Here is a 20,371-nt window from a genome sequence, read left to right as displayed (position 1 = left end):
AAATGCACATCGTCCAGCTGGCCAACTTCTACGGGCCACGCTCGGGCGGTTTGCGGACGGCGCTGCACCACCTTGGCGCCGGCTACGTGGCCAGCGGTCATCAGGTGACCCTCGTGGTGCCGGGTCGGCGCTACGCGGACGAGACGCTGCCCTCGGGCGTCCGCCGGTTTTCCCTTCCGGCACCGCAGATCCCGGGGACGGGCGGCTATCGCGCGGTCGATCCGCACCGGGTTCGCGCGGTGCTGAAACGCCTCGAACCGGACAGACTGGAAGTGTCCGACAGGCTCACGCTGCGCGGTATGGGCGTCTGGGCGCGGCGCAACGGCGTGCCCAGCATGGTGATCTCGCACGAGCGGCTGGACAGGCTGCTGGAGCAGTTCCTGATGCCGGAGCCCATCGCGCGGCGCGTCGCGGACGTCGCGAACCGGCGGATGGCGCGGGGTTACGACACGGTCGTCTGCACGACGGCGTTCGCCCGCGTGGAGTTCGACCGGATCGCCGCGCCGAACGTGCGGCGTGTCCCGCTCGGCGTCGACCTCACGACGTTCGCGCCCGCCCGCCGCGACGACGGCTGGCGGCACACGCTGTCCGGGAACGCGGACGCGCTGCTCGTCCACTGTGGACGCCTGTCGCCGGAGAAGCACGTGGAGCGCAGTGTGGACACCGTCGCCGCGCTGACCGAGGCAGGGCACCGGGTACGGCTGGTGATCGCGGGTGACGGGCCTCGGCGCCGGGCGCTGGAACGGCGGGCGCGCGGCCTCCCGGTGACCTTCCTCGGCTTCCTCGCCGGACGACGCGACGTCGCGCGCCTGCTGGCCAGCGCCGACGTCTCGCTCGCGCCCGGTCCACATGAGACGTTCGGGCTGGCCGCGCTGGAGGCGCTCGCTTCGGGGACGCCGGTGGTGGTCTCGGCGTCGTCGGCGCTGCGGGAGATCGTCCGTCCCGGCTGCGGTGCGGCCGTCGACGATCAGGCCCCGGCGTTCGCGGGCGCCGTCACCGAGCTTTTGAAGAAACCGGAGCTCACTCGGCGTGCGGCGGCGCGGGCGCGAGCGGAGGAATTCGCCTGGCCACGATCGGTCCAGGGAATGCTCTCCGCACTCACTTGATCACCCCAAGATCATTTGTATCTTCTTTGTACAACCGGCATTCATCGTCCCCTCACGCCATCGAGCGAGAGGACGGCACGTGAGGTTCGAAGTACTGGGCACGTTCAGCATCTCTTCGGGTTCGCGGTCGGTCCCGCTGCACGGCCGGATGAGAAGAACCCTCCTCGGCGTGCTGCTGGTCCGGGCGAACACCTTCGTGCCGGTGAACGTGCTCACCGAGGCCCTGTGGGACAGCCGATGGGAGCCGCGGGCGGTGCCGAAGCTGCACTGGCACGTCCACAAGCTGCGCCAAGCCCTGCCCGAAGGCGACCGGCTCGGGTACGACAACGGCGGCTACCGGCTGGAAGTCCACCCCGGCGAACTCGACGTCGAAACCTTCGAGACGCTCGGAAGCCAGGCACTGAAGTCCGCGGACCCCGCGCAGCGCGCGTCCCTCATCCGCCAGGCCCTCACGCACTGGCACGGCGCGCCCTACGACGGCCTGGACGTCCCGATGCTTTCGGACGAGACGATGCGTCTCTCGGAGCACCGCCTTGTCCTGCTCGAAGAGCTCTACCAGGCCGAACTGGCCCTCGGGCGGCACGCGAGCGCGGCCGTCGAACTGGCGGATCTGGTGCGGCGGCATCCGTTGCGGCAGCGTGCCCAGTACCTCCTGATGGACGCTCTTTGGCGAGCCGGCCGCACATCCGACGCGCTGGCGGCGTACCGGCGTGCGCGCCGGTTCTCGGTCGATCAGCTCGGCCTCGAACCGGGGCCGGAACTGCGGTTGCTGGAGCGGAGGATCCTCGCCGGCGAGGTCGCGGGGGCCGGTGCGCACCGTGCCCCGGCGTTGCTTCACCGGACCAGGTGACCCTACGGGGCGTCGCTTTGCTCCCGCTTGGCCGAAGTGTCTCAGCGGAGCCGGGTTAGGGTTCGGGCATGTCCCGAGCGAGTCTTGACAAGGATCCGCACGAAGTCGCCGCCATGTTCGACGACGTCGCGGACGGCTACGACCGCGCGAATTCGTTCATGACCTTCGGCTTCGACCGCCGCTGGCGCACCATCACCGCGCGGGTGCTGGACGCCAAACGCGGCGAGAAGGTGCTGGACCTCGCGGCGGGCACCGGCGTGTCCACCGTCGAGTACGCGCGCAATGGAGCTTGGTGCCTCGCCGCGGACTTCTCGGTCGGCATGCTCAAGGCCGGCAAGCATCGCGGCGTCCCGATGGTGGCCGCCGACGCGTTGAAGCTGCCGTTCGCCGACGACAGCTTCGACGCGGTGACCATCTCGCTCGCGCTGCGGAATTTCGTCGACACCAAGGCCGCGCTCACCGAGATCGCGCGCGTGGTCAAACCGGGCGGCCGCCTGGTCATCTGCGAGGTGTCGACGCCCACATTCCCGCCGATCCGGTTCCTGCACCGCAAGTTCATCCTGCGGCTGCTCACCTGGGTCGGCAGCCGGACCTCGTCGAACCCCGAGGCGTACTCCTACCTGGCCGAATCCATGCTGGCGTGGCCGGACCAGCGGACGCTGGGGGAGATCATCGCGAGCGCCGGGTGGACCGAGGTGGAGTGGCTGAACCTCACGTTCGGCGTCGTCGCCATCCACCGTGCGAAGAAGCCATCCGTAACTCCGCCTTCCTCCCCGCCGCCACCCTCAACGGACGAGCTTCGCTCGACTGTAGATTCGTGAGCATGACCCGTCGCAATGCAGACCACGACGCCGAAGTCATCGTCGTCGGTGCCGGACCGGCCGGCTCCACGGCCGCCACGTACCTCGCCCGCGCGGGCGTCGACGTGCTGCTGCTGGAGAAGACCGAGTTCCCGCGCGAGAAGGTGTGCGGCGACGGCCTGACCCCGCGCGGCGTCAAGCAGCTCATCGACCTGGGGATCGACACCAGCGAGGACGCGGGCTGGGTACACAGCCGCGGCCTGCGGATCCTCACCGGCGAGCTGACGCTGGAACTCGACTGGCCGGATCTGACCAGCTACCCGCCCTACGGCGTCTCGCGGACCCGGCAGGACTTCGACGACCTGCTCGCGAAGACCGCGGTCAAGGCGGGCGCCCGGCTCTACGAGCGCACCACCGTCACCGGCGCGATCACCAGCCCGACCGGCCGCGTGATCGGCGTCGAGGCGAAGGTCGGTCCGGAGAAGACGCCGGTGAGCTACCGCGCGCCGCTGGTCCTGGCCTGCGACGGCGTCTCCGCGCGGCTCGCGCTGAGCGTCGGCATCCAGAAGAACGAGAAGCGCCCGATGGGCGTCGCGGTGCGGCAGTACTACAAGAGCCCGCGCCACGACGACCCGTTCATCGAGGGTCACCTGGAGCTGTGGGACCGTTCGGACCCGCGCGACCCCAAGCTGCTGCCCGGCTACGGCTGGGCGTTCCCGCTGGGCGACGGCACGGTGAACGTCGGCCTCGGCATGCTGTCGACGTCGGCCGCGTTCCGCAGCACCGACTACCGCGCGCTGCTGCGCCAGTGGCTCGACGGGACGCCCGAGGAATGGGGCTACCGCGAGGAGAACGCCATCGGCAAGGTCGGCGGCGCCGGTCTCCCGATGGGCTTCAACCGCACCCCGCACTACCGCGACGGCCTGCTGCTGCTCGGCGACGCGGGCGGCATGGTCAGCCCGTTCAACGGCGAGGGCATCTCGGCCGCGATGGAGTCCGCGCAGCTGGCTTCGGAGTTCGTCGTGCAGGCGCTGGCGCGCCGCGAAGGGCCTTCGCGTGAGCGGGCGCTGGAGGGCTACCCGCGCGCCGTCGGTGAGCTGATGGGCGGCTACTACCGGCTCGGCAACGTGTTCGCGAAGCTGATCGGGAAGCCGAAGGTCATGCACGCCGCGACGAAGTACGGACTGCGGATCAACTCGATCCTTCCGTTGGTCTACAAGGGACTTTCGGGCTGCTACGACGCCAAGGGCGGGGACGGCGTCGACCGCCTGATCGCCGCTCTGGCCCGCGCCACCCCCACCCCGCGCTGACGCCACGCATTTCGTCCTCTGGATGCGGTAGTTCGCGTTTCGAACCACCGCATCCAGAGGACGAAATGCGGTGGGCCAGGGCCCGCGACCGCACGTCTGGACCAGTCACGGGTACTCCGCGCAGTGGTATCGGTCACAGGACAAACGTGGTCAAACGGACTCCCCGAGTCGATCTTCGGAACGACGTCGCAGGTCACCGGTATCGCACGTGGGAAGAAACCGTACTGGCCGTGCGGCCAAGTTAGGGCAGCCTTATAGCACGGGGCCTAGGGACAAGAATGTGAGTCACGTCCTACACTCCCCCCATGCTTTGTGAATCGCTTCACATCCTCGACGGGAGGCTTGTGAACTATTTCACAAGCAAGGGGGCCGTCATGCACGGCCCGTAAGGGTTGCCTAACCCTCGGCGGTGTGACCCAGGTGACTTAGGGTGCCGACCGAGGGAAGCGGTGAACCCCGACTCGAAAACCGCAGCGGCGCGGAAAGGATGGCGAAAACCCCGTGCTGATGTTGCCCGTGCTGGCCCAGGCGGACACCTCGAAGGTGCCCAATCTGGACATGTACCTCCCCTTGGTCCTCCTGTTCGTCCTCGCTCTCGGATTCGCGGTGCTTTCGGTGCTGCTCGGCCCGCTCGTCGGCCCGAGCCGGGCCAACAAGGCGAAGCTCGCGGCCTACGAATGCGGCATCGAACCGTCGCCGCAGCCGGTCGTCGGCGGCGGCCGGATGCCGGTCGCGTACTACATCACCGCGATGCTGTTCATCCTGTTCGACATCGAGATGGTCTTCCTCTACCCGTTCGCGGTCTCCGCGGACGCGCTGGGCATGTTCGGCCTGGTGGAGATCGTGCTGTTCATCGCGACGGTCGGTTTCGCGTACGCCTATGTGTGGCGTCGCGGCGGCCTGGATTGGAACTAGAGAAGCATGGGCCTCGAAGAAAAACTCCCCAACGGCATCCTCCTGGCCAGTCTCGAAGGCCTGGTGAACTGGGCCCGCAAGAACTCGATGTGGCCCGCCACCTTCGGTCTCGCCTGCTGCGCGATCGAGATGATGACCGTCGGCGGTTCCCGTTACGACATCGCGCGTTTCGGCATGGAGCGCTTCAGCGCGACGCCGCGCCAGGCGGATCTGATGATCGTCGCCGGCCGCGTCACGCAGAAGATGGCGCCGGTGCTGCGCCAGATCTACGACCAGATGGCCGAGCCCAAGTGGGTGCTGGCGATGGGCGTCTGCGCCTCGTCCGGCGGGATGTTCAACAACTACGCCGTGGTGCAGGGCGTCGACCACATCGTCCCGGTCGACATGTACCTCCCCGGCTGCCCGCCGCGCCCCGAAATGCTGCTCGACGCGATCCTGAAGCTGCACGCCAAGATCCAGGACGAGCCGATCAACGCCCGCCGGGCCGCGATCCGCGCCGCCAGCGGTGAGCGCACCGAGCTGATCGCCTCCTCGATCAAGTACGCGAAGAAGTGAGCGACGTGCCCGAAGACAACACTCCCGAAGTCCCCGAGACGGGCGGCGAGCAGTCCAGCGCCGAGCGGCCCGAAGGCGGTCTCGAACCGCAGGGTGTCCGTCCGGCCGAGCCGGTCGTCACCGGTAAAGAGCGCCAGGGCATGTTCGGCGTGCACGGCACCGGTGACACCTCCGGTTACGGTGGCGTCCGGCTCCCCGCGTTCAGCCCGCCCCCGGCGGAGCGCCCGTACGGCGGCTGGTTCGACGAATTCGCCGACGAGTTCTACGCGGCCTTGGCGGACAACAAGGTTCCGGCGAGCGCGATCCAGCAGACCACGGTCGACCGCGGCGAGATCACCTTCTACGTCGCCCGCGAGCACCTCGTCGAGATCGCCAGGACCCTGCGCGACGACGCCGGTCTCCGCTTCGAGCTGCTGAGCTCGTTGTCCGGCGTCGACTACGGCGTGGACGTCCCGCAGCGGCTGCACTCGGTCTACCACTTCACGTCGATGACCTACCGCCGCCGGATCCGCATCGAGGTCACCCTCGACATCGAGGACCCGCACGTCCCGTCGCTGGTCGGGCTCTACCCGACCGCCGACTGGCAGGAGCGGGAGACCTGGGACATGTTCGGCATCGTCTACGACGGGCACCCCGCGCTCACCCGCATCCTCATGCCGGACGACTGGGACGGTCACCCCCAGCGCAAGGACTACCCGCTCGGCGGGATCCCGGTCGAATACAAGGGCGCGGAGATCCCGCCGCCGGACCAGCGGAGGTCGTACTCGTGAGCACCGAATTCCAAGAGACGGAAGTCCCCGAAGCCGACTCCCGCGAGACCACCGAAGGCCGCGTCTACACCGTTTCCGGTGGTGACTGGGAAGACCTCATCGAGGACTCCCGCCACGACGAGCGCATGGTCATCAACATGGGCCCGCAGCACCCGTCGACGCACGGCGTGCTCCGGCTCGTGCTGGAGATGGAGGGCGAGACCGTCACCCAGCTCCGCTCGGTCATCGGCTACCTGCACACCGGGATCGAGAAGAACTGCGAGTACCGCACGTGGACCCAGGGCGTCACCTTCGTGACGCGCATGGACTACCTCGCGCCGCTCTCCACGGAACTCTCGTACTGCCTCGGCGTCGAGAAGCTGCTCGGCATCCAGGCCCCGCGCCGCGCCGAGCTGCTGCGCGTGATGCTGCTGGAGATCAACCGCATCGGCTCGCACCTGGTCTACATCGCCACCGGCGGGATGGAACTCGGTGCCACCACGGCGATGACGCTCGGTTTCCGTGAGCGCGAAGAGGTCCTGCACCTGCTGGAGCACCTCACCGGTCTCCGGATGAACCACGCGTTCATCCGCCCCGGCGGTCTCGCGCAGGACATGCCCGCCGACTACCACGAGGCGGTCAGCGCGTTCGTCAAGACGATGGACGAGCGGCTTCCCTTGTACGACAAGCTCTTCACCGGTCAGCCGATCTGGCGCAACCGGCTCAAGGGCGTCGGGTACCTGCCGGTCGACGCGTGCCTCGCGCTCGGTGTCACCGGTCCGGTGCTGCGCAGCGCGGGCCTCCCGTGGGACATGCGCAAGACCGAGCCGTACTCCCGCTACGACGAGTTCGAGTTCGACATCCCGACCTCGACCGACGCGGACTGCTGGGCGCGGTACCTGATCCGCGTCGAGGAGATGCACCAGAGCCTGCGGATCATCAAGCAGTGCCTGAAGAAGCTCGAACCGGGCCCGGTCATGGTCGAGGACAAGAAGGTCGCCTGGCCCGCGCAGCTCTCGATCGGCAGCGACGGCATGGGCAACTCGCTGGAGCACGTCCGCAAGATCATGGGCCAGTCGATGGAATCGCTCATCCACCACTTCAAGCTGGTCACCGAGGGCTTCAAGGTCCCGCCGGGCCAGACCTACACGGCGGTGGAATCGCCGCGCGGTGAGCTCGGGGTGCACCTGGTCTCCGACGGCGGCACCAGGCCGCTGCGGGTCCACGTGCGCGAACCGAGTTTCGTGAACCTGCAGTCGATGCCCGCGATGGCCGAAGGCGGCCTGGTGGCGGACGTGATCGCCGCCATCGCCTCGATCGACCCCGTCATGGGGGGAGTGGACCGTTGAGCACCCAGCCCGGAACGACACCGACACCCGAGCCCGGCTCCAGCTTCGCCGAGCAGACCCACGTCGCCGCCGGCGGTGACGTCGACGTCGTCGCGATCTCGCCCGACCCCGCCCTCGCGGAGGGGATCCTGGAGAACGCGAAGCCCGCGGACATCTTCGACGCCGACACCCACGCCAAGGCGCAGGACCTGATCTCGCGCTACCCGCAGTCCCGGTCGGCGCTGCTGCCGATGCTGCACCTGGTGCAGTCGGTGCAGGGTTACGTGAGCCAGGAAGGCATCGCCTTCTGCGCGAAGAACCTGGACCTGTCCGACGCCGAGGTCAGCGCGGTCGCGACGTTCTACACCATGTACAAGCGCCGCCCGTGCGGCGAGCACCTGGTGAGCGTCTGCACCAACACGCTGTGCGCGGCGATGGGCGGCGACGCGATCTACAAGAAGCTCCAGACGCACCTCGGTTCCGAGGAGAAGCCGCTGGGGCACAACGAGACCGCGGGCACGCCGAACGAGCAGGGCTCGATCACCCTCGAACACGCCGAATGTCTCGCGGCCTGCGACCTCGCCCCGGTCATCCAGGTCAACTACGAGTACTTCGACAACCAGACCGAGGAAAAGGCCGTCGCGCTGGTCGACGCGTTGCAGGCGGGCAAGAAGCCGGCCCCGACGCGCGGCGCGCCGCTGTCGAGCTTCAAGGGCGCCGAGCTGCAGCTCGCCGGGTTCTTCCCGGAGGACGCGCAGCAGTACCGCACGGACGTCGACGGTCCTTCGCAGGCCGTCGAAACCCTGCGGGGCGCGCAGGTCGCGCAGGACCGCGGCTGGACGGCGCCCGCGATGAAGGACGTTCCGCTTCCTGAAGTGGAGAAGAAGTAATGGCTGACCCGATCACCCCGGTCCTCACGAAGCGGTGGCTTTCGCCCAACTCGTGGACGATCCAGTCCTACGAAGCCCTCGAGGGCTACACCGCGATCCGCAAGGCGCTCAAGGCCACTCCCGAGCAGATCGTCCAGCTGGTCAAGGACTCCGGCCTGCGCGGCCGTGGCGGCGCGGGTTTCCCGGCCGGCATCAAGTGGTCCTTCATGCCGCCGAACGAGGACAAGCCGCACTACCTGGTGATCAACGCCGACGAGGGCGAGCCGGGGACCTGCAAGGACATCCCGCTGATGATGGCGGACCCGCATTCGCTGATCGAGGGTTGCGTCATCGCCTCGTACGCGATGCGCTCGCACCACTGCTTCATCTACGTCCGCGGTGAGGCGCTGCACTGCATCCGCCGTCTCAACGCGGCCGTGCGCGAGGCCTACGACGCGGGCTACCTCGGCAAGAACATCCTCGACTCCGGATTCGACCTCGACATCACCGTGCACGCGGGCGCCGGGGCGTACATCTGCGGCGAGGAGACGGCACTGCTGGACTCGTTGGAAGGCCGTCGCGGCCAGCCGCGGCTCAAGCCGCCGTTCCCGGCCGCCGCCGGTCTCTACGCGGCGCCGACCACGGTCAACAACGTCGAGACCATCGCCAGCGCGCCGTACATCATCAACGGCGGTTCGGACTGGTTCCGCCAGATGGGCCGTGAGAAGTCGCCCGGACCGAAGATCTACTCGATCTCCGGCCACGTCGAGAACCCCGGCCAGTACGAATGCCCGCTGGGCACGACACTGCGCGAGCTGCTGGACATGGCGGGCGGCATGAAGGACGGCGTCCCGCTGAAGTTCTGGACGCCGGGTGGTTCGTCCACGCCGATGTTCACCGCCGAGCACCTCGATGTTCCCCTGGACTTCGAAGGCGCGGCGGAAGCCGGGTCGATGCTGGGCACGACGGCCGTTCAGGTCTTCAACGACACCGTTTCCGTGCCGTGGGCCGTGATGAAGTGGACGCAGTTCTACGAGCACGAGTCCTGCGGCAAGTGCACGCCGTGCCGCGAGGGCACGTACTGGCTGGCGCAGATCCTGGAGCGCATGGTGGCGGGCAAGGGCACCGAAGAGGACATCGACACCCTCCTCGACGTCTGCGACAACATCCTCGGCCGCTCGTTCTGCGCGCTCGGCGACGGCGCGGTCTCGCCGATCCAGAGCGGGATCAAGTACTTCCGGGACGAGTTCCTGGCTTTGTGTCACGAAAACAAGCGCGAATTGGTGGGGGCGCAGGCATGACGATCGCACCCGACAAGCCCGGGACGGCCGCGGAGGAGACCCCGGTCCCCGAGGGCCACGTCAAGCTGGTCATCGACGGTGAAGAGGTCATCGCGCCCAAGGGCGAGCTGCTGATCCGCACCGCCGAACGGCTCGGCACGGTCATCCCGCGCTTCTGCGACCACCCGCTGCTCGACCCGGCGGGCGCCTGCCGCCAGTGCCTGGTCGAGGTCGAAATGGGCGGCCGTCCGATGCCGAAGCCGCAGGCCTCGTGCACCATGACGGTCGCCGACGGCATGGTCGTGAAGACCCAGCTGACCTCGGCCGTCGCGGACAAGGCCCAGCAGGGTGTGATGGAGCTGCTGCTCATCAACCACCCGCTGGACTGCCCGATCTGCGACAAGGGCGGCGAGTGCCCGCTGCAGAACCAGGCGCTCGCGCACGGCCGCGCGGAATCCCGCTTCGTCGACACGAAGCGGACGTTCGCGAAGCCGCTGCCGATCTCCTCGCAGGTCCTGCTGGACCGGGAGCGCTGCGTGCTCTGCCAGCGCTGCACCCGGTTCTCCCGCGAGATCGCCGGCGACCCGTTCATCGAGCTCCTCGAACGCGGCGCCCACCAGCAGATCGGCACCGCCGAGACCGCCGACGTGCTGGACCTGGCTTCCCGGACCACTTCGGGTGACCCGTTCCAGTCGTACTTCTCCGGCAACGTCATCCAGATCTGCCCGGTCGGCGCGCTGACGTCGGCCGCGTACCGGTTCCGTTCGCGGCCGTTCGACCTGGTGTCCTCGCCGAGCGTGTGCGAGCACTGCTCGTCCGGCTGCGCCGAGCGGACCGACTTCCGCCGCGGCAAGGTCACCCGGAAGCTCGCGGGCGACGACCCCGAGGTCAACGAAGAGTGGATCTGCGACAAGGGCCGGTTCGCCTTCCGCTACGCCACCGCCGAGGACCGCGTCCGCCGTCCGCTGGTCCGCAACGCCGACGGCGTGCTGGCCGAGGCTTCCTGGACCGACGCGCTGCGCGCGGCCGCCGAGGGGCTGGCCAAGGCACGTGACGGCAAGGGCGCCGCGGTGCTGACTGGCGGCCGCCTGACCGTCGAGGACGCCTACGCGTACTCGAAGTTCGCGCGGATCGCCTTGGGCACCAACGACATCGACTTCCGTGCCCGCCCGCATTCGGCCGAGGAACTGGGCTTCCTCGCGTCGCACGTGGTCGGGACGACGCCGGAAAGCGGCGTCACCTTCCGCGAGATCGAGCGGGCGCGCACGGTGCTGTGCGTCGCGTTCGAGCCGGAGGACGAGGCGCCGATCGTGTTCCTGCGGCTGCGCAAGGCGGCCCGCAAGAACCGCACCCGCGTCGTCCACTTGGGACAGTGGACCACCTCCTCGGTCCGCAAGACCTTCGGTGAGCTGCTGGCCTGCGCGCCGGGTTCCGAGGCCGCCGCGATCGACGGCATCGCGCAGCACGCGCAGGACGTCGACCAGGCGTTGGCCGCCGAAGGCGCCGTGATCCTCGTCGGCGAGCGCGCCGCCGAGGTCCCCGGTCTCTTCTCGGCCCTGCACCGGTTGGTGGAGCGCACCGGCGCCCGGCTCGCGTGGATCCCGCGTCGCGCGGGTGAACGCGGTGCCCTGGCGGCGGGCGCGGCGCCGACGCTGCTGCCCGGTGGCCGCCCGGTCACCGACGCGGCGGCTCGCGCCGAGGTCGAAAAGGCTTGGGGCGTCGAGCTTCCCGCCACGGCGGGCCGTGACACCACCGCGATCCTCAAGGCCGCTTCCGGCAACGACCTCGACGGCCTGCTCATCGGCGGTGTCGACCCGGACGACCTGCCGGACCCGGATCTGGCCCGCCGCGCGCTCGAGAACGCGAAGTTCGTGGTGAGCCTCGAACTGCGGCACGGCGCGGTCACCGAGCACGCGGACGTCGTCCTCCCGATCGCCCCGGCGGTCGAGAAGTCGGGCACCTACCTGAACTGGGAAGGCCGCCGCCGCGAGTTCGCCGTCACCCTCGAAGGCACCGGCGCCCTGCCGGACTGCCGGGTGCTCGACACCCTCGCCGTCGAGATGGACGCCGACCTGTTCACCCAGACCCCGGCCGCCGCGGCCGCCGATCTGGCCAAGCTGCCTGCGCGTGAGATGAAGGACGCTTTCATTGCAGATTTTGCTATGAAGGACGCTTTCATTGCACGCCCGGAGCCCAAGGAAGGCCAGGTTCTCCTCGCCACCTGGCGGCAGCTGATCGACAACGGTTCGCTGCAGGACGACGAGCCGCACCTCAAGGGCACCCAGCGCGAGGTCGTCGCGAAGCTCTCGGCCAAGACCGCCGAAGGCTTGGGCGCCACCGTGAAGGTCTCCACCGAACGCGGTTCCATCACGCTGCCGATCGAGGTCGCGGACCTGCCGGACGGCGTCGTGTGGCTCCCGGGCAATTCCGACGGTTCGGCCGTCCGCGCTTCCCTCGGCGCGGGTCACGGTTCGGCCGTCAACCTCACCGGAGGTGAGAAGTGACTCCGTTGCTCACCCAGATGCCGGACGCCGCCGAGCGGGCGGCGCTGCTGGCGGACGACCCGTTGTGGCTGGTCCTGATCAAGACGGTCGTCATCCTGCTGATCGGCCCGATCCTGACGATCTTCCTGATCGTCTGGGAGCGTAAAGCGGTCGGCCGGATGCAGAACCGTCCCGGCCCGAACCGGGTCGGCCCCGGCGGCTACCTGCAGTCCCTCGCGGACGCGATCAAGCTGCCGTTCAAGGAACAGATCATCCCGGACACCGCCGACCGCAAGGTGTACTTCCTCGCCCCGGTGATCTCCGCGGTGCCGGCGCTGATCGCGCTGGCGGCGATCCCGTTCGGCCCGGTCGTGACGATCTTCGGCGAGCCGACCGTGCTCCAGTTGGTCGACCTGCCGGTCGGCGTGCTGGTGATCCTGGCCTGCTCCTCGATCGGCGTTTACGGCCTCGTGCTGGCCGGCTGGTCCTCCGGTTCGCCGTACCCGCTGCTCGGTGGCCTGCGAAGCGCGGCTCAGGTGATCTCCTACGAGATCGCGATGGGCCTGTCCATCGTCGGCGTCATCCTCTACGCCGGTTCGATGTCGACCTCGCAGATCGTCGAGTCGCAGCAGAGCGGCTGGTACTTCTACCTGCTCCTGCCGAGCTTCGTGATCTACCTGATCTCCATGGTCGGCGAGACCAACCGGGCCCCGTTCGACCTCCCCGAGGCCGAATCCGAGCTGGTCGGCGGTTTCCACACCGAGTACAGCTCGATGAAGTTCGCGATGTTCTTCCTCGCCGAGTACGTCAACATGGTGATCGTTTCGGCGTTCGCGACCACGTTGTTCCTCGGTGGCTGGAAGTTCCCGTTCGTCGGCGCCGACCACGCGCTCAACCAGGGCTGGCTCCCGCTGATCTGGTTCACCGCGAAGCTGTTCATCCTGCTGTTCGGCTTCATCTGGCTGCGCGGCACGCTGCCGCGGCTGCGGTACGACCAGTTCATGCGCCTGGGCTGGAAGGTCCTGGTGCCGGTCAACCTGGTCTGGATCGTCGTGATCGTCACGGTCCGCGCGATCAAGAACTCGGGCGGGCTGTCCACGCCGCAGATCCTCATCGGCGGCGGCGCGCTCATCCTCGTCGTCGTCCTGCTCAGCATGTTGCTGCCGGACAAGAAGGTCCCGGAAGAGGACTACGTCCCGGTGACCGGCGGCGGGTTCCCCGTGCCGCCGCTCGACCTCCAGGTCCCGGAGCACACTCCGCGTCAGAAGGCCCTCGTGAAGGCCGAAGCCCGGGCTGCCAAGCGCAAGCCCGCGGCGGTTTCCAGTGGAAGGGAGGCCGGCGATGGGGATTCTTGATCCCATCAAGGGTTTCGGTGTCACCTTCGGCATGATGTTCAAGAAGGTCGCCACCGAGGAGTACCCGGAGGCGGGCGCCCCCGCGGCCCCGCGCTACCACGGCAGGCACCAGCTCAACCGGCATCCGGACGGGCTGGAGAAATGCGTCGGCTGCGAGCTGTGCGCGTGGGCCTGCCCGGCGGACGCGATCTTCGTCGAAGGCGGCGACAACACCGAAGAGGCGCGTTTCTCGCCCGGTGAGCGGTACGGCGCCGACTACCAGATCAACTACCTGCGCTGCATCGGCTGCGGGTTGTGCGTCGAGGCCTGCCCGACCCGGTCCCTAACGATGATCAACTTCTACGAGCTGGCCGACGACGACCGGCAGCGGTTGATCTACACCAAGGAAGACCTCCTCGCGCCGCTGCTGCCCGGCATGGAGCAGCCGCCGCACCCGATGCGGCTCGGCGAGAACGAGCAGGACTACTACGTCAACGGCCCCGAGCTGGCCCGTAAGCCCACCGGGGCCACCGAAGCGGAGGCCGTCAAGTGATCACGGCTCTCCTCGCCCAGGCGCCGGACGTCTCCGCCGGGATCACCACCGGCGAGACCATCGCGTTCTGGGTGCTCGGCCCGCTCGCGCTGCTCGGCGGGCTCGGCATGATCTTCTCCCGCAACGCCGTGCACTCGGCGCTGTGGCTGGTCCTCACGATGCTGTGCCTCGGCGCGCTGTACATGATCCAGCAGGCGCCGTTCCTCGGCTTCACGCAGATCATCGTCTACACGGGCGCGATCATGATGCTGTTCCTGTTCGTGCTGATGCTGGTCGGCCGGGAGAGCTCGGACTCGGTCGTCGAAGTGCTGCGCGGGCAGCGGGTCATGGCGACCCTGCTCGGCATCGGCGTCGGCGGCCTGCTCGCCGCGGGGCTCGCCCGCGCGCTGGCCAACGTCACCCCGGCGCTGCCGCGCGACCCGGCGAACCTCGACGGCGGCGGCCCCGGCGGGCTGGGACGGCTGATCTTCACCAAGTACCTGTTCCCGTTCGAGCTCACCTCGGCGCTGCTGATCACCGCCGCGCTCGGCGCGATGGTGCTCGCCTTCACGGACAGGCACGCCAAGGGCGGCAAGAAGTCGCAGAAGGAACTCGTCGTCGACCGGTTCACCGGCAAGCACGACCGGCCTTCGCCGCTGCCCGGCCCGGGTGTCTTCGCGACGGCCAACTCGGTCGCCACCCCCGCGCTGCTGCCGGACGGTTCGATCGCCCCGGAGTCGCTCTCGGAGATCATCGAGTCGACTTCGGCCTCGCAGCTGGAAAACGAGCGGAAGCAGGTCGCCGGGTCCGAAGAGGGCCCCGACGCCCACGCTCTGGTCGGCAAGTCTGAAGGGGAGAAGGAATGACCCCGACGTACTACCTGCTCCTGTCCGCGCTGCTGTTCGCCATCGGCGCGGTCGGGGTGCTGGTGCGCCGCAACGCGATCGTCGTGTTCATGTGCATCGAGCTGATGCTGAACGCGGCGAACCTGTCCCTGGTCACGTTCGCCCGGATCAACGGGTCGCTCGACGGTCAGGTGATGGCGTTCTTCGTGATGGTCGTCGCCGCCGCGGAGGTCGTGGTGGGGCTCGCGATCATCATGGCGATCTTCCGCACCCGGCGCTCGGCCTCGGTCGACGACACCAACCTGCTGAAGTACTAGGAGCACCGAGTTGACCGCATCATCGTGGCTGCTGGTGGCCTTCCCGGCTCTCGGCGCCCTTATTCTTTTGCTGGCGGGCAAACGAGCCCGGGGCTGGGGACATCTCCTCGGCAGCGCGACCGTCTCACTGTCCTTCGTGTACGGCCTGATCCTGTTCTTCACGGCCGACACGAAGAGCATCGCGGACGTCAAGCTGTTCTCGTGGATCCCGGTTTCGGCGTTGCAGGTCGACTTCGGGCTCCGGATCGACGCGCTTTCGCTGACGTTCGTGCTGCTGATCACCGGCGTCGGCATGCTGATCCACTTCTACTCGATCGGCTACATGGCCGAGGATCGCGACCGGTCGAGGTTCTTCGCGTACCTCAACCTGTTCGTCGCCTCGATGCTGATCCTGGTGCTGGGCAACAGCTTCGTGACGCTGTACCTCGGCTGGGAGGGCGTGGGTCTCGCCTCGTACCTGCTCATCGGCTGGTACCAGGACCGCCCGTCCGCGGCCACCGCGGCGAAGAAGGCGTTCCTGATGAACCGCGTCGGTGACGTCGGGCTCGCGCTGGTGATCTTCCTGATGTTCAAGTACGTCGGGAGCACCGGTTACGCCGAGGTCTTCGGCGCGATCGACAAGATCCCGACCGGCGCGATCACCTCCATCGCGATCCTGCTGCTGCTGGGCGCCTGCGGTAAGTCCGGTCAGTTCCCGCTGCAGGCCTGGCTCCCGGACGCGATGGAGGGCCCGACCCCGGTCTCGGCCCTCATCCACGCCGCGACGATGGTCACCGCGGGCGTCTACCTGGTCGCCCGCGCGCACGAGATCTTCAACGCCACCCCGGACGGCCGCCTGATCGTCACCCTCGTCGGCACGGTCACGCTGCTGATCGGGTGCATCATCGGTTGCGCGTACGACGACATCAAGAAAGTCCTGGCGTACTCCACGGTCAGCCAGATCGGTTACATGATGCTCGCCGTCGGCCTCGGTCCGATCGCCTACGCGCTCGGCATCATGCACCTGGTGGCGCACGGTTTCTTCAAGGCCGGGCTGTTCCTCGGGGCCGGTTCGGTCATGCACGCCATGAACGACGAGGTCGACATGCGGAAGTTCGGCGGGCTGCGCAAGCACCTGCCGGTCACCTTCTGGACGTTCGCGCTCGGCTACCTGGCGCTGATCGGCATCCCGCCGCTTTCGGGCTTCTTCACCAAGGACGCGATCATCGAGGCGGCGCTGAGCCAGGGCGGCTGGCGCGGCTGGGTGATGGGCGGCGCGGCACTGCTCGGCGCCGGGCTCACCGCGTTCTACATGACGCGCCTGATGGTGATGACCTTCTTCGGCAAGGAACGCTGGAAGGAGATCAAGTCCAGTGACGGCCGAGACTTCCACCCGCACGAAAGCCCCGCGGTGATGAAGTGGCCGATGATCATCCTGGCCGTCGGCTCGATCGGCGCCGGCGCGTTCTTCGCCCTCGGCGACCGGTTCGCCGAATGGCTTTCGCCGGTGGTCGGTCCACTCGAAGAGGGTGGCCACAGTGTCATCCCGCACGCGCTGGTCCCGTTCCTCACCGTGGCGCTGTCCGTGCTCGGCGCGGTGGCGGCGTGGCTCTTCGTCGGCCGCAAGGACGTTCCGGTGGAACGCCCCGAGCGGGTCTCCGCCGTGGTCAAGGCCGCGCGCAACGACCTCTACGGCAACACCCTGAACGAGACGCTGGTCGCCCGCCCGGGCACCTGGCTCGCCCGCGCGCTGGTCTACGTGGACAACCGCGGCGTCGACGGCGCCGTCAACGGGCTCGCCGCCGGGCTCGGCGGTGGATCCGGGCGCCTGCGCCGCCTGCAGACCGGCTTCGTCCGCTCGTACGCACTGTCCATGCTGGGCGGCACATTCCTGCTTCTGGCGGCACTCCTGCTGGTGAGGTTCTCCTGATGACCTGGGTTCTCGCATCCATCCTGCTGCCGCTGCTCGGTGCGGCGGTCGTCGCCGGGATGAAGAAAAACGACCGCCTGGCGACGCTCACCGCGCTCGTGGTGTCGATCCTGACGTTCCTGCTGGTGATCCCGATGTGGGCGAGCTACGCGCCCGCCGGGGACCGGATCCAGCAGAAGACGTCGATGGACTGGATCCCGAACTTCGGCATCCACATCTCGTTCGGCATCGACGGCATCGCGCTGGTGATGATCGCGGTCATCGGCCTGCTGGTGCCGATCGTGGTCGGCGCGCTGGGCCTGACCGACAAGCTCCCGGCCGGGCGCTCGGCGGGCGGGTTCCTCTCGCTGATCCTGGTGCAGGAGGCGCTGACCATCGCGGTGTTCGCCGCGACCGACGTCTTCCTGTTCTACGTGCTGTTCGAGATCATGCTGATCCCGATGTACTTCCTGATCGGCGGCTACGGCGGCGCGAACCGGCAGTACGCGGCGGTCAAGTTCTTCCTGTACTCGTTCCTCGGCGGGCTGATCATGCTGGCCTCGGCGATCGGCGCGTACTCGCTGGCGTCGGACAAGCTCGGCAAGGGCACCTTCGACTGGGCCACGCTGGTCACCGTCGTCCGCGACGCCCCGACAGGCACCCAGATCTGGCTGTTCCTCGGGTTCTTCCTCGCCTTCGCGATCAAGGCCCCTTTGGTGCCGTTCCACACCTGGCTGCCGGACGCCGCGGGCCAGGCGCCCATCGGCGTCGCGGTGCTGCTGGTCGGCGTGCTGGACAAGGTCGGCACGTTCGGGTTCCTGCGCTACTGCCTCCCGATGTTCCCCGAGGCCAGCAAGGAACTCGCGCCGTGGGTGCTGGTGCTCGCCGTCGCGGGTGTCCTCTACGGCTCGATCCTCGCGGCCGGGCAGCGCGACATGAAGCGGTTCATCGCCTACGTGTCGATCGCCCACTTCGGGTTCATCGCGCTCGGCATCTTCAGCTTCAACGAGCAGGCGATGGTCGGCTCGGTGTCGTACATGCTGAACCACAGCCTCGCCACCGGCATGCTGATCGTGGTCGTCGGCCTGATCGTGATGCGCGGCGGGTCCACGCGGATCTCCGACTACGGCGGCATGGCGAAGGTGACCCCGCTGCTCGGCGGGATGCTGCTCATCGCCGGTCTGTCCACGTTGTCCCTGCCCGGCACGAACTCCTTCATCAGTGAGTTCCTGGTGCTGCTGGGGTCCTTTGTGGACTACCCGGTGTACACGATCATCGCGACGGTCGGCATGGTGCTGGCCGCGGCGTACGTGCTCTGGCTCTACCAGCGCGTCATGCAGGGCCCCGTCCGCGGTGACGCCCTGCTCGGCGCCGGTGGCGGCCCCGGCACGGCCATCGCTCCGGAACTCGGGGCCAAGAAGACCATCAAGGACCTCGGCGGCAAGGAGATCGCGATCCTGGCGCCGATGGTCGTGCTGATCATCGCGCTCGGGTTCTATCCGAAGCCGGTGCTCGACACGATCACCCCGTCGGTGCAGGCGACGATGTCGTCCTTGCAGGGAGGCAAGTAACAGTGCTCTTCTTGACTCAGGCGCCACCGGTTCAGGTGCCGTCGATCGACTACTTCGCCGTCACGCCGATCCTGATCATCCTCGGGGCCGCGTGTGTCAGCGTGCTGTTCGAAGCCTTCCTGCCCAAGCACATGCGGTGGCCGTCGCAGGTCTTCCTGTCCCTGGTCGGGATCGGGGCGGCGGGGGTCTTCCTGGTCTGGTACGCCAGTTCGTCGGCGCCGAAGGGCGGTGTCACCACCTTCAGCGGCTCGATCGCCGTCGACCGGCCGTCGCTGTTCCTCTGGGGCACCCTGCTGGCGCTGGCGCTGGGCGCGCTGCTGCTGATCGCGGACCGCTCGGTCGAGCCGGGCGGCGCGTTCGTCGCGCAGGCCGGTATCCGCCCGGGCACCATCCAGGACCGCGCGCAGGTCGGCACCACCGGCATGCAGACCGAGGTCTTCCCGCTGACGCTGTTCGCGCTCGGCGGCATGATGGCGTTCGTCGCGGCCAACGACCTGCTGACCATGTTCATCGCGCTGGAAGTGCTGAGCCTGCCGCTGTACCTGATGTGCGGTCTCGCCCGTCGCCGCCGCCTGCTCTCGCAGGAATCCGCGGTCAAGTACTTTCTGCTCGGCGCGTTCTCCTCGGCGTTCTTCCTCTACGGTCTCGCGCTGCTCTACGGCTACGCGAACTCCGTGAAGCTGTCGGACATCGCCAACGCCGCCGCCGGTTCGGACCGGTCGGACACGCTGCTGTTCGCCGGGCTCGGCCTGCTCGCGGTCGGCCTGCTGTTCAAGGGTTCGGTCGGCCCGTTCCACACCTGGACCCCCGACGTCTACCAGGGCGCGCCGACCCCGGTCACCGCGTTCATGGGCGCCTGCACCAAGGTCGCCGCGTTCGGCGGGATCCTGCGGGTGTTCTCGGTGGCGTTCGAGTCGACCAGCTGGGAATGGCGCGGTGTGCTCTGGGGCGTCGCGATCCTCTCGATGCTGATCGGCGCGGTGCTGGGCCTGACCCAGACCGACGTGAAGCGCATGATCGCCTACTCGTCCATCGCGCACGCCGGATTCCTGCTCATCGGCGCGATCACGATGACCGAGGAAGGCCTGTCCAGCACGCTGTTCTACCTGCTGGCCTACGGCTTCACCACCCTCGCCGCTTTCGGTGTCGTCTCGCTGGTGCGGGACTCGAACGGCGAGGCGACGCACCTGTCCGCGTGGGCCGGGCTCGCGAAACGGTCTCCGGTGCTGGCCGGGGTGTTCACGTTCCTGCTGCTCGCGCTGGCCGGTATCCCGCTGACCAGTGGTTTCGTCGGCAAGTTCGTGGTGTTCTCGGCGGCCCTGTCCGACGGGATGGCGCCGCTGGTCGTCATCGCGTTGATCTTCAGCGCCGTCGCCGCGTTCTTCTACCTGCGGGTCATCGTGCTGATGTACTTCTCCGAGCCGGCGCCCGACGGCCCGACCGTCACCGTGCCCGGGGCGTTCACCACGACGGCGATCACGCTCGGCGTCATCGTCACGCTGGTGCTGGGCCTGATCCCGGCGTTCGCCCTCGACTGGGCGGGCTCCGGCGGTTTCGCCCTCAAGTAGTAACTCTGTTACGAAAGGCCCCCTCGCTGTCGTGAGGGGGCTTTTTCGTGTCAGAGCGACGTCAGGGTGGT

General features: G+C 68.3%; 18 protein-coding genes. All 18 read left to right on the top strand.

Features of this window, described 5'->3' with window-relative positions; genetic code table 11:
• Window positions 1–2: 2 nt before the first annotated feature.
• The 18 genes from ACFWMR_RS19015 to nuoN all read left to right on the top strand — a co-directional run bounded on the left by ACFWMR_RS19015 (window position 3) and on the right by nuoN (window position 20,300).
• Window positions 3–1,106, top strand: coding sequence for a glycosyltransferase family 4 protein (locus ACFWMR_RS19015; RefSeq protein WP_378379288.1), 1,104 nt, complete (start codon window positions 3–5; stop codon window positions 1,104–1,106).
• A 79-nt stretch (window positions 1,107–1,185) separates the two neighbouring features.
• The gene (locus ACFWMR_RS19010) at window positions 1,186–1,956 is read left to right on the top strand and encodes an AfsR/SARP family transcriptional regulator (protein ID WP_378379287.1); all 771 of its coding nucleotides are present in this window, start codon (window positions 1,186–1,188) and stop codon (window positions 1,954–1,956) included.
• A 68-nt stretch (window positions 1,957–2,024) separates the two neighbouring features.
• Window positions 2,025–2,777: a demethylmenaquinone methyltransferase gene (locus ACFWMR_RS19005; RefSeq protein WP_378379286.1), complete on the top strand. Its 753-nt coding sequence runs from the start codon at window positions 2,025–2,027 to the stop codon at window positions 2,775–2,777.
• A gap of 2 nt (window positions 2,778–2,779) precedes the next feature.
• Window positions 2,780–4,066 (top strand): geranylgeranyl reductase family protein, encoded by a 1,287-nt coding sequence (locus tag ACFWMR_RS19000; RefSeq protein ID WP_125788704.1) that lies wholly within the window; start codon window positions 2,780–2,782, stop codon window positions 4,064–4,066.
• 507 nt (window positions 4,067–4,573) lie between these two features.
• The gene (locus ACFWMR_RS18995) at window positions 4,574–4,981 is read left to right on the top strand and encodes an NADH-quinone oxidoreductase subunit A (protein WP_093934320.1); all 408 of its coding nucleotides are present in this window, start codon (window positions 4,574–4,576) and stop codon (window positions 4,979–4,981) included.
• A 6-nt stretch (window positions 4,982–4,987) separates the two neighbouring features.
• Window positions 4,988–5,536, top strand: a complete 549-nt coding sequence (locus tag ACFWMR_RS18990; protein ID WP_005151847.1) for a NuoB/complex I 20 kDa subunit family protein — start codon at window positions 4,988–4,990, stop codon at window positions 5,534–5,536.
• Window positions 5,537–5,541: 5 nt separating this feature from the next.
• A complete protein-coding gene (locus ACFWMR_RS18985) occupies window positions 5,542–6,306 on the top strand; it encodes an NADH-quinone oxidoreductase subunit C (RefSeq protein ID WP_378274342.1) in 765 nt (254 codons plus the stop codon).
• Entirely contained in the window at window positions 6,303–7,634 is a 1,332-nt protein-coding gene (locus ACFWMR_RS18980; RefSeq protein ID WP_378379285.1) for an NADH-quinone oxidoreductase subunit D, read from the top strand. The genes ACFWMR_RS18985 and ACFWMR_RS18980 overlap by 4 nt, the downstream gene beginning before the upstream one ends.
• Window positions 7,631–8,503, top strand: a complete 873-nt coding sequence (gene nuoE / locus ACFWMR_RS18975; RefSeq protein ID WP_378379284.1) for an NADH-quinone oxidoreductase subunit NuoE — start codon at window positions 7,631–7,633, stop codon at window positions 8,501–8,503. The genes ACFWMR_RS18980 and nuoE overlap by 4 nt, the downstream gene beginning before the upstream one ends.
• A complete protein-coding gene (gene nuoF / locus ACFWMR_RS18970) occupies window positions 8,503–9,783 on the top strand; it encodes an NADH-quinone oxidoreductase subunit NuoF (RefSeq protein WP_093934316.1) in 1,281 nt (426 codons plus the stop codon). The genes nuoE and nuoF overlap by 1 nt, the downstream gene beginning before the upstream one ends.
• Window positions 9,780–12,266 (top strand): NADH-quinone oxidoreductase subunit G, encoded by a 2,487-nt coding sequence (locus tag ACFWMR_RS18965; RefSeq protein WP_378379283.1) that lies wholly within the window; start codon window positions 9,780–9,782, stop codon window positions 12,264–12,266. The genes nuoF and ACFWMR_RS18965 overlap by 4 nt, the downstream gene beginning before the upstream one ends.
• Entirely contained in the window at window positions 12,263–13,600 is a 1,338-nt protein-coding gene (gene nuoH, locus ACFWMR_RS18960; RefSeq protein ID WP_093938080.1) for an NADH-quinone oxidoreductase subunit NuoH, read from the top strand. Before ACFWMR_RS18965 ends, nuoH begins: the two co-directional genes overlap by 4 nt.
• Window positions 13,587–14,132 (top strand): NADH-quinone oxidoreductase subunit NuoI, encoded by a 546-nt coding sequence (gene nuoI, locus ACFWMR_RS18955; protein WP_093938079.1) that lies wholly within the window; start codon window positions 13,587–13,589, stop codon window positions 14,130–14,132. The genes nuoH and nuoI overlap by 14 nt, the downstream gene beginning before the upstream one ends.
• On the top strand, window positions 14,129–14,977 hold the full coding sequence (locus ACFWMR_RS18950; protein ID WP_093938078.1) for an NADH-quinone oxidoreductase subunit J: 849 nt from the start codon (window positions 14,129–14,131) through the stop codon (window positions 14,975–14,977). The genes nuoI and ACFWMR_RS18950 overlap by 4 nt, the downstream gene beginning before the upstream one ends.
• Window positions 14,974–15,273, top strand: a complete 300-nt coding sequence (gene nuoK, locus ACFWMR_RS18945) for an NADH-quinone oxidoreductase subunit NuoK (protein WP_005151882.1) — start codon at window positions 14,974–14,976, stop codon at window positions 15,271–15,273. Before ACFWMR_RS18950 ends, nuoK begins: the two co-directional genes overlap by 4 nt.
• Window positions 15,274–15,283: 10 nt before the next feature.
• The gene (gene nuoL / locus ACFWMR_RS18940; RefSeq protein WP_378379282.1) at window positions 15,284–17,182 is read left to right on the top strand and encodes an NADH-quinone oxidoreductase subunit L; all 1,899 of its coding nucleotides are present in this window, start codon (window positions 15,284–15,286) and stop codon (window positions 17,180–17,182) included.
• Complete coding sequence (locus ACFWMR_RS18935) at window positions 17,182–18,732, top strand: NADH-quinone oxidoreductase subunit M (RefSeq protein ID WP_093938076.1); 1,551 nt, start codon at window positions 17,182–17,184, stop codon at window positions 18,730–18,732. The genes nuoL and ACFWMR_RS18935 overlap by 1 nt, the downstream gene beginning before the upstream one ends.
• 2 nt (window positions 18,733–18,734) lie before the next feature.
• Window positions 18,735–20,300, top strand: coding sequence for an NADH-quinone oxidoreductase subunit NuoN (gene nuoN / locus ACFWMR_RS18930; RefSeq protein ID WP_378379281.1), 1,566 nt, complete (start codon window positions 18,735–18,737; stop codon window positions 20,298–20,300).
• Window positions 20,301–20,371: the final 71 nt, after the last annotated feature.

It is taken from the genome of Amycolatopsis thailandensis, assembly GCF_042723255.1.
In the GTDB taxonomy this organism is placed as follows: Bacteria; Actinomycetota; Actinomycetes; order Mycobacteriales; family Pseudonocardiaceae; genus Amycolatopsis; species Amycolatopsis thailandensis.
Note: the sequence above shows the minus strand (reverse complement) of the source record. Positions and strands in the feature narration are given on the sequence as shown.

What these genes read in the sequence shown, in the direction of transcription:
- ACFWMR_RS19015 (WP_378379288.1), top strand. Translation starts at nt 3, where the DNA reads ATGCACATCGTCCAGCTGGCCAACTTCTACGGGCCACGCTCGGGCGGT.
- ACFWMR_RS19005 (WP_378379286.1), top strand. Translation starts at nt 2,025, where the DNA reads ATGTCCCGAGCGAGTCTTGACAAGGATCCGCACGAAGTCGCCGCCATG.
- ACFWMR_RS19000 (WP_125788704.1), top strand. Translation starts at nt 2,780, where the DNA reads ATGACCCGTCGCAATGCAGACCACGACGCCGAAGTCATCGTCGTCGGT.
- ACFWMR_RS18995 (WP_093934320.1), top strand. Translation starts at nt 4,574, where the DNA reads ATGTTGCCCGTGCTGGCCCAGGCGGACACCTCGAAGGTGCCCAATCTG.
- ACFWMR_RS18990 (WP_005151847.1), top strand. Translation starts at nt 4,988, where the DNA reads ATGGGCCTCGAAGAAAAACTCCCCAACGGCATCCTCCTGGCCAGTCTC.
- nuoF (WP_093934316.1), top strand. Translation starts at nt 8,503, where the DNA reads ATGGCTGACCCGATCACCCCGGTCCTCACGAAGCGGTGGCTTTCGCCC.
- ACFWMR_RS18965 (WP_378379283.1), top strand. Translation starts at nt 9,780, where the DNA reads ATGACGATCGCACCCGACAAGCCCGGGACGGCCGCGGAGGAGACCCCG.
- nuoI (WP_093938079.1), top strand. Translation starts at nt 13,587, where the DNA reads ATGGGGATTCTTGATCCCATCAAGGGTTTCGGTGTCACCTTCGGCATG.
- nuoK (WP_005151882.1), top strand. Translation starts at nt 14,974, where the DNA reads ATGACCCCGACGTACTACCTGCTCCTGTCCGCGCTGCTGTTCGCCATC.
- ACFWMR_RS18935 (WP_093938076.1), top strand. Translation starts at nt 17,182, where the DNA reads ATGACCTGGGTTCTCGCATCCATCCTGCTGCCGCTGCTCGGTGCGGCG.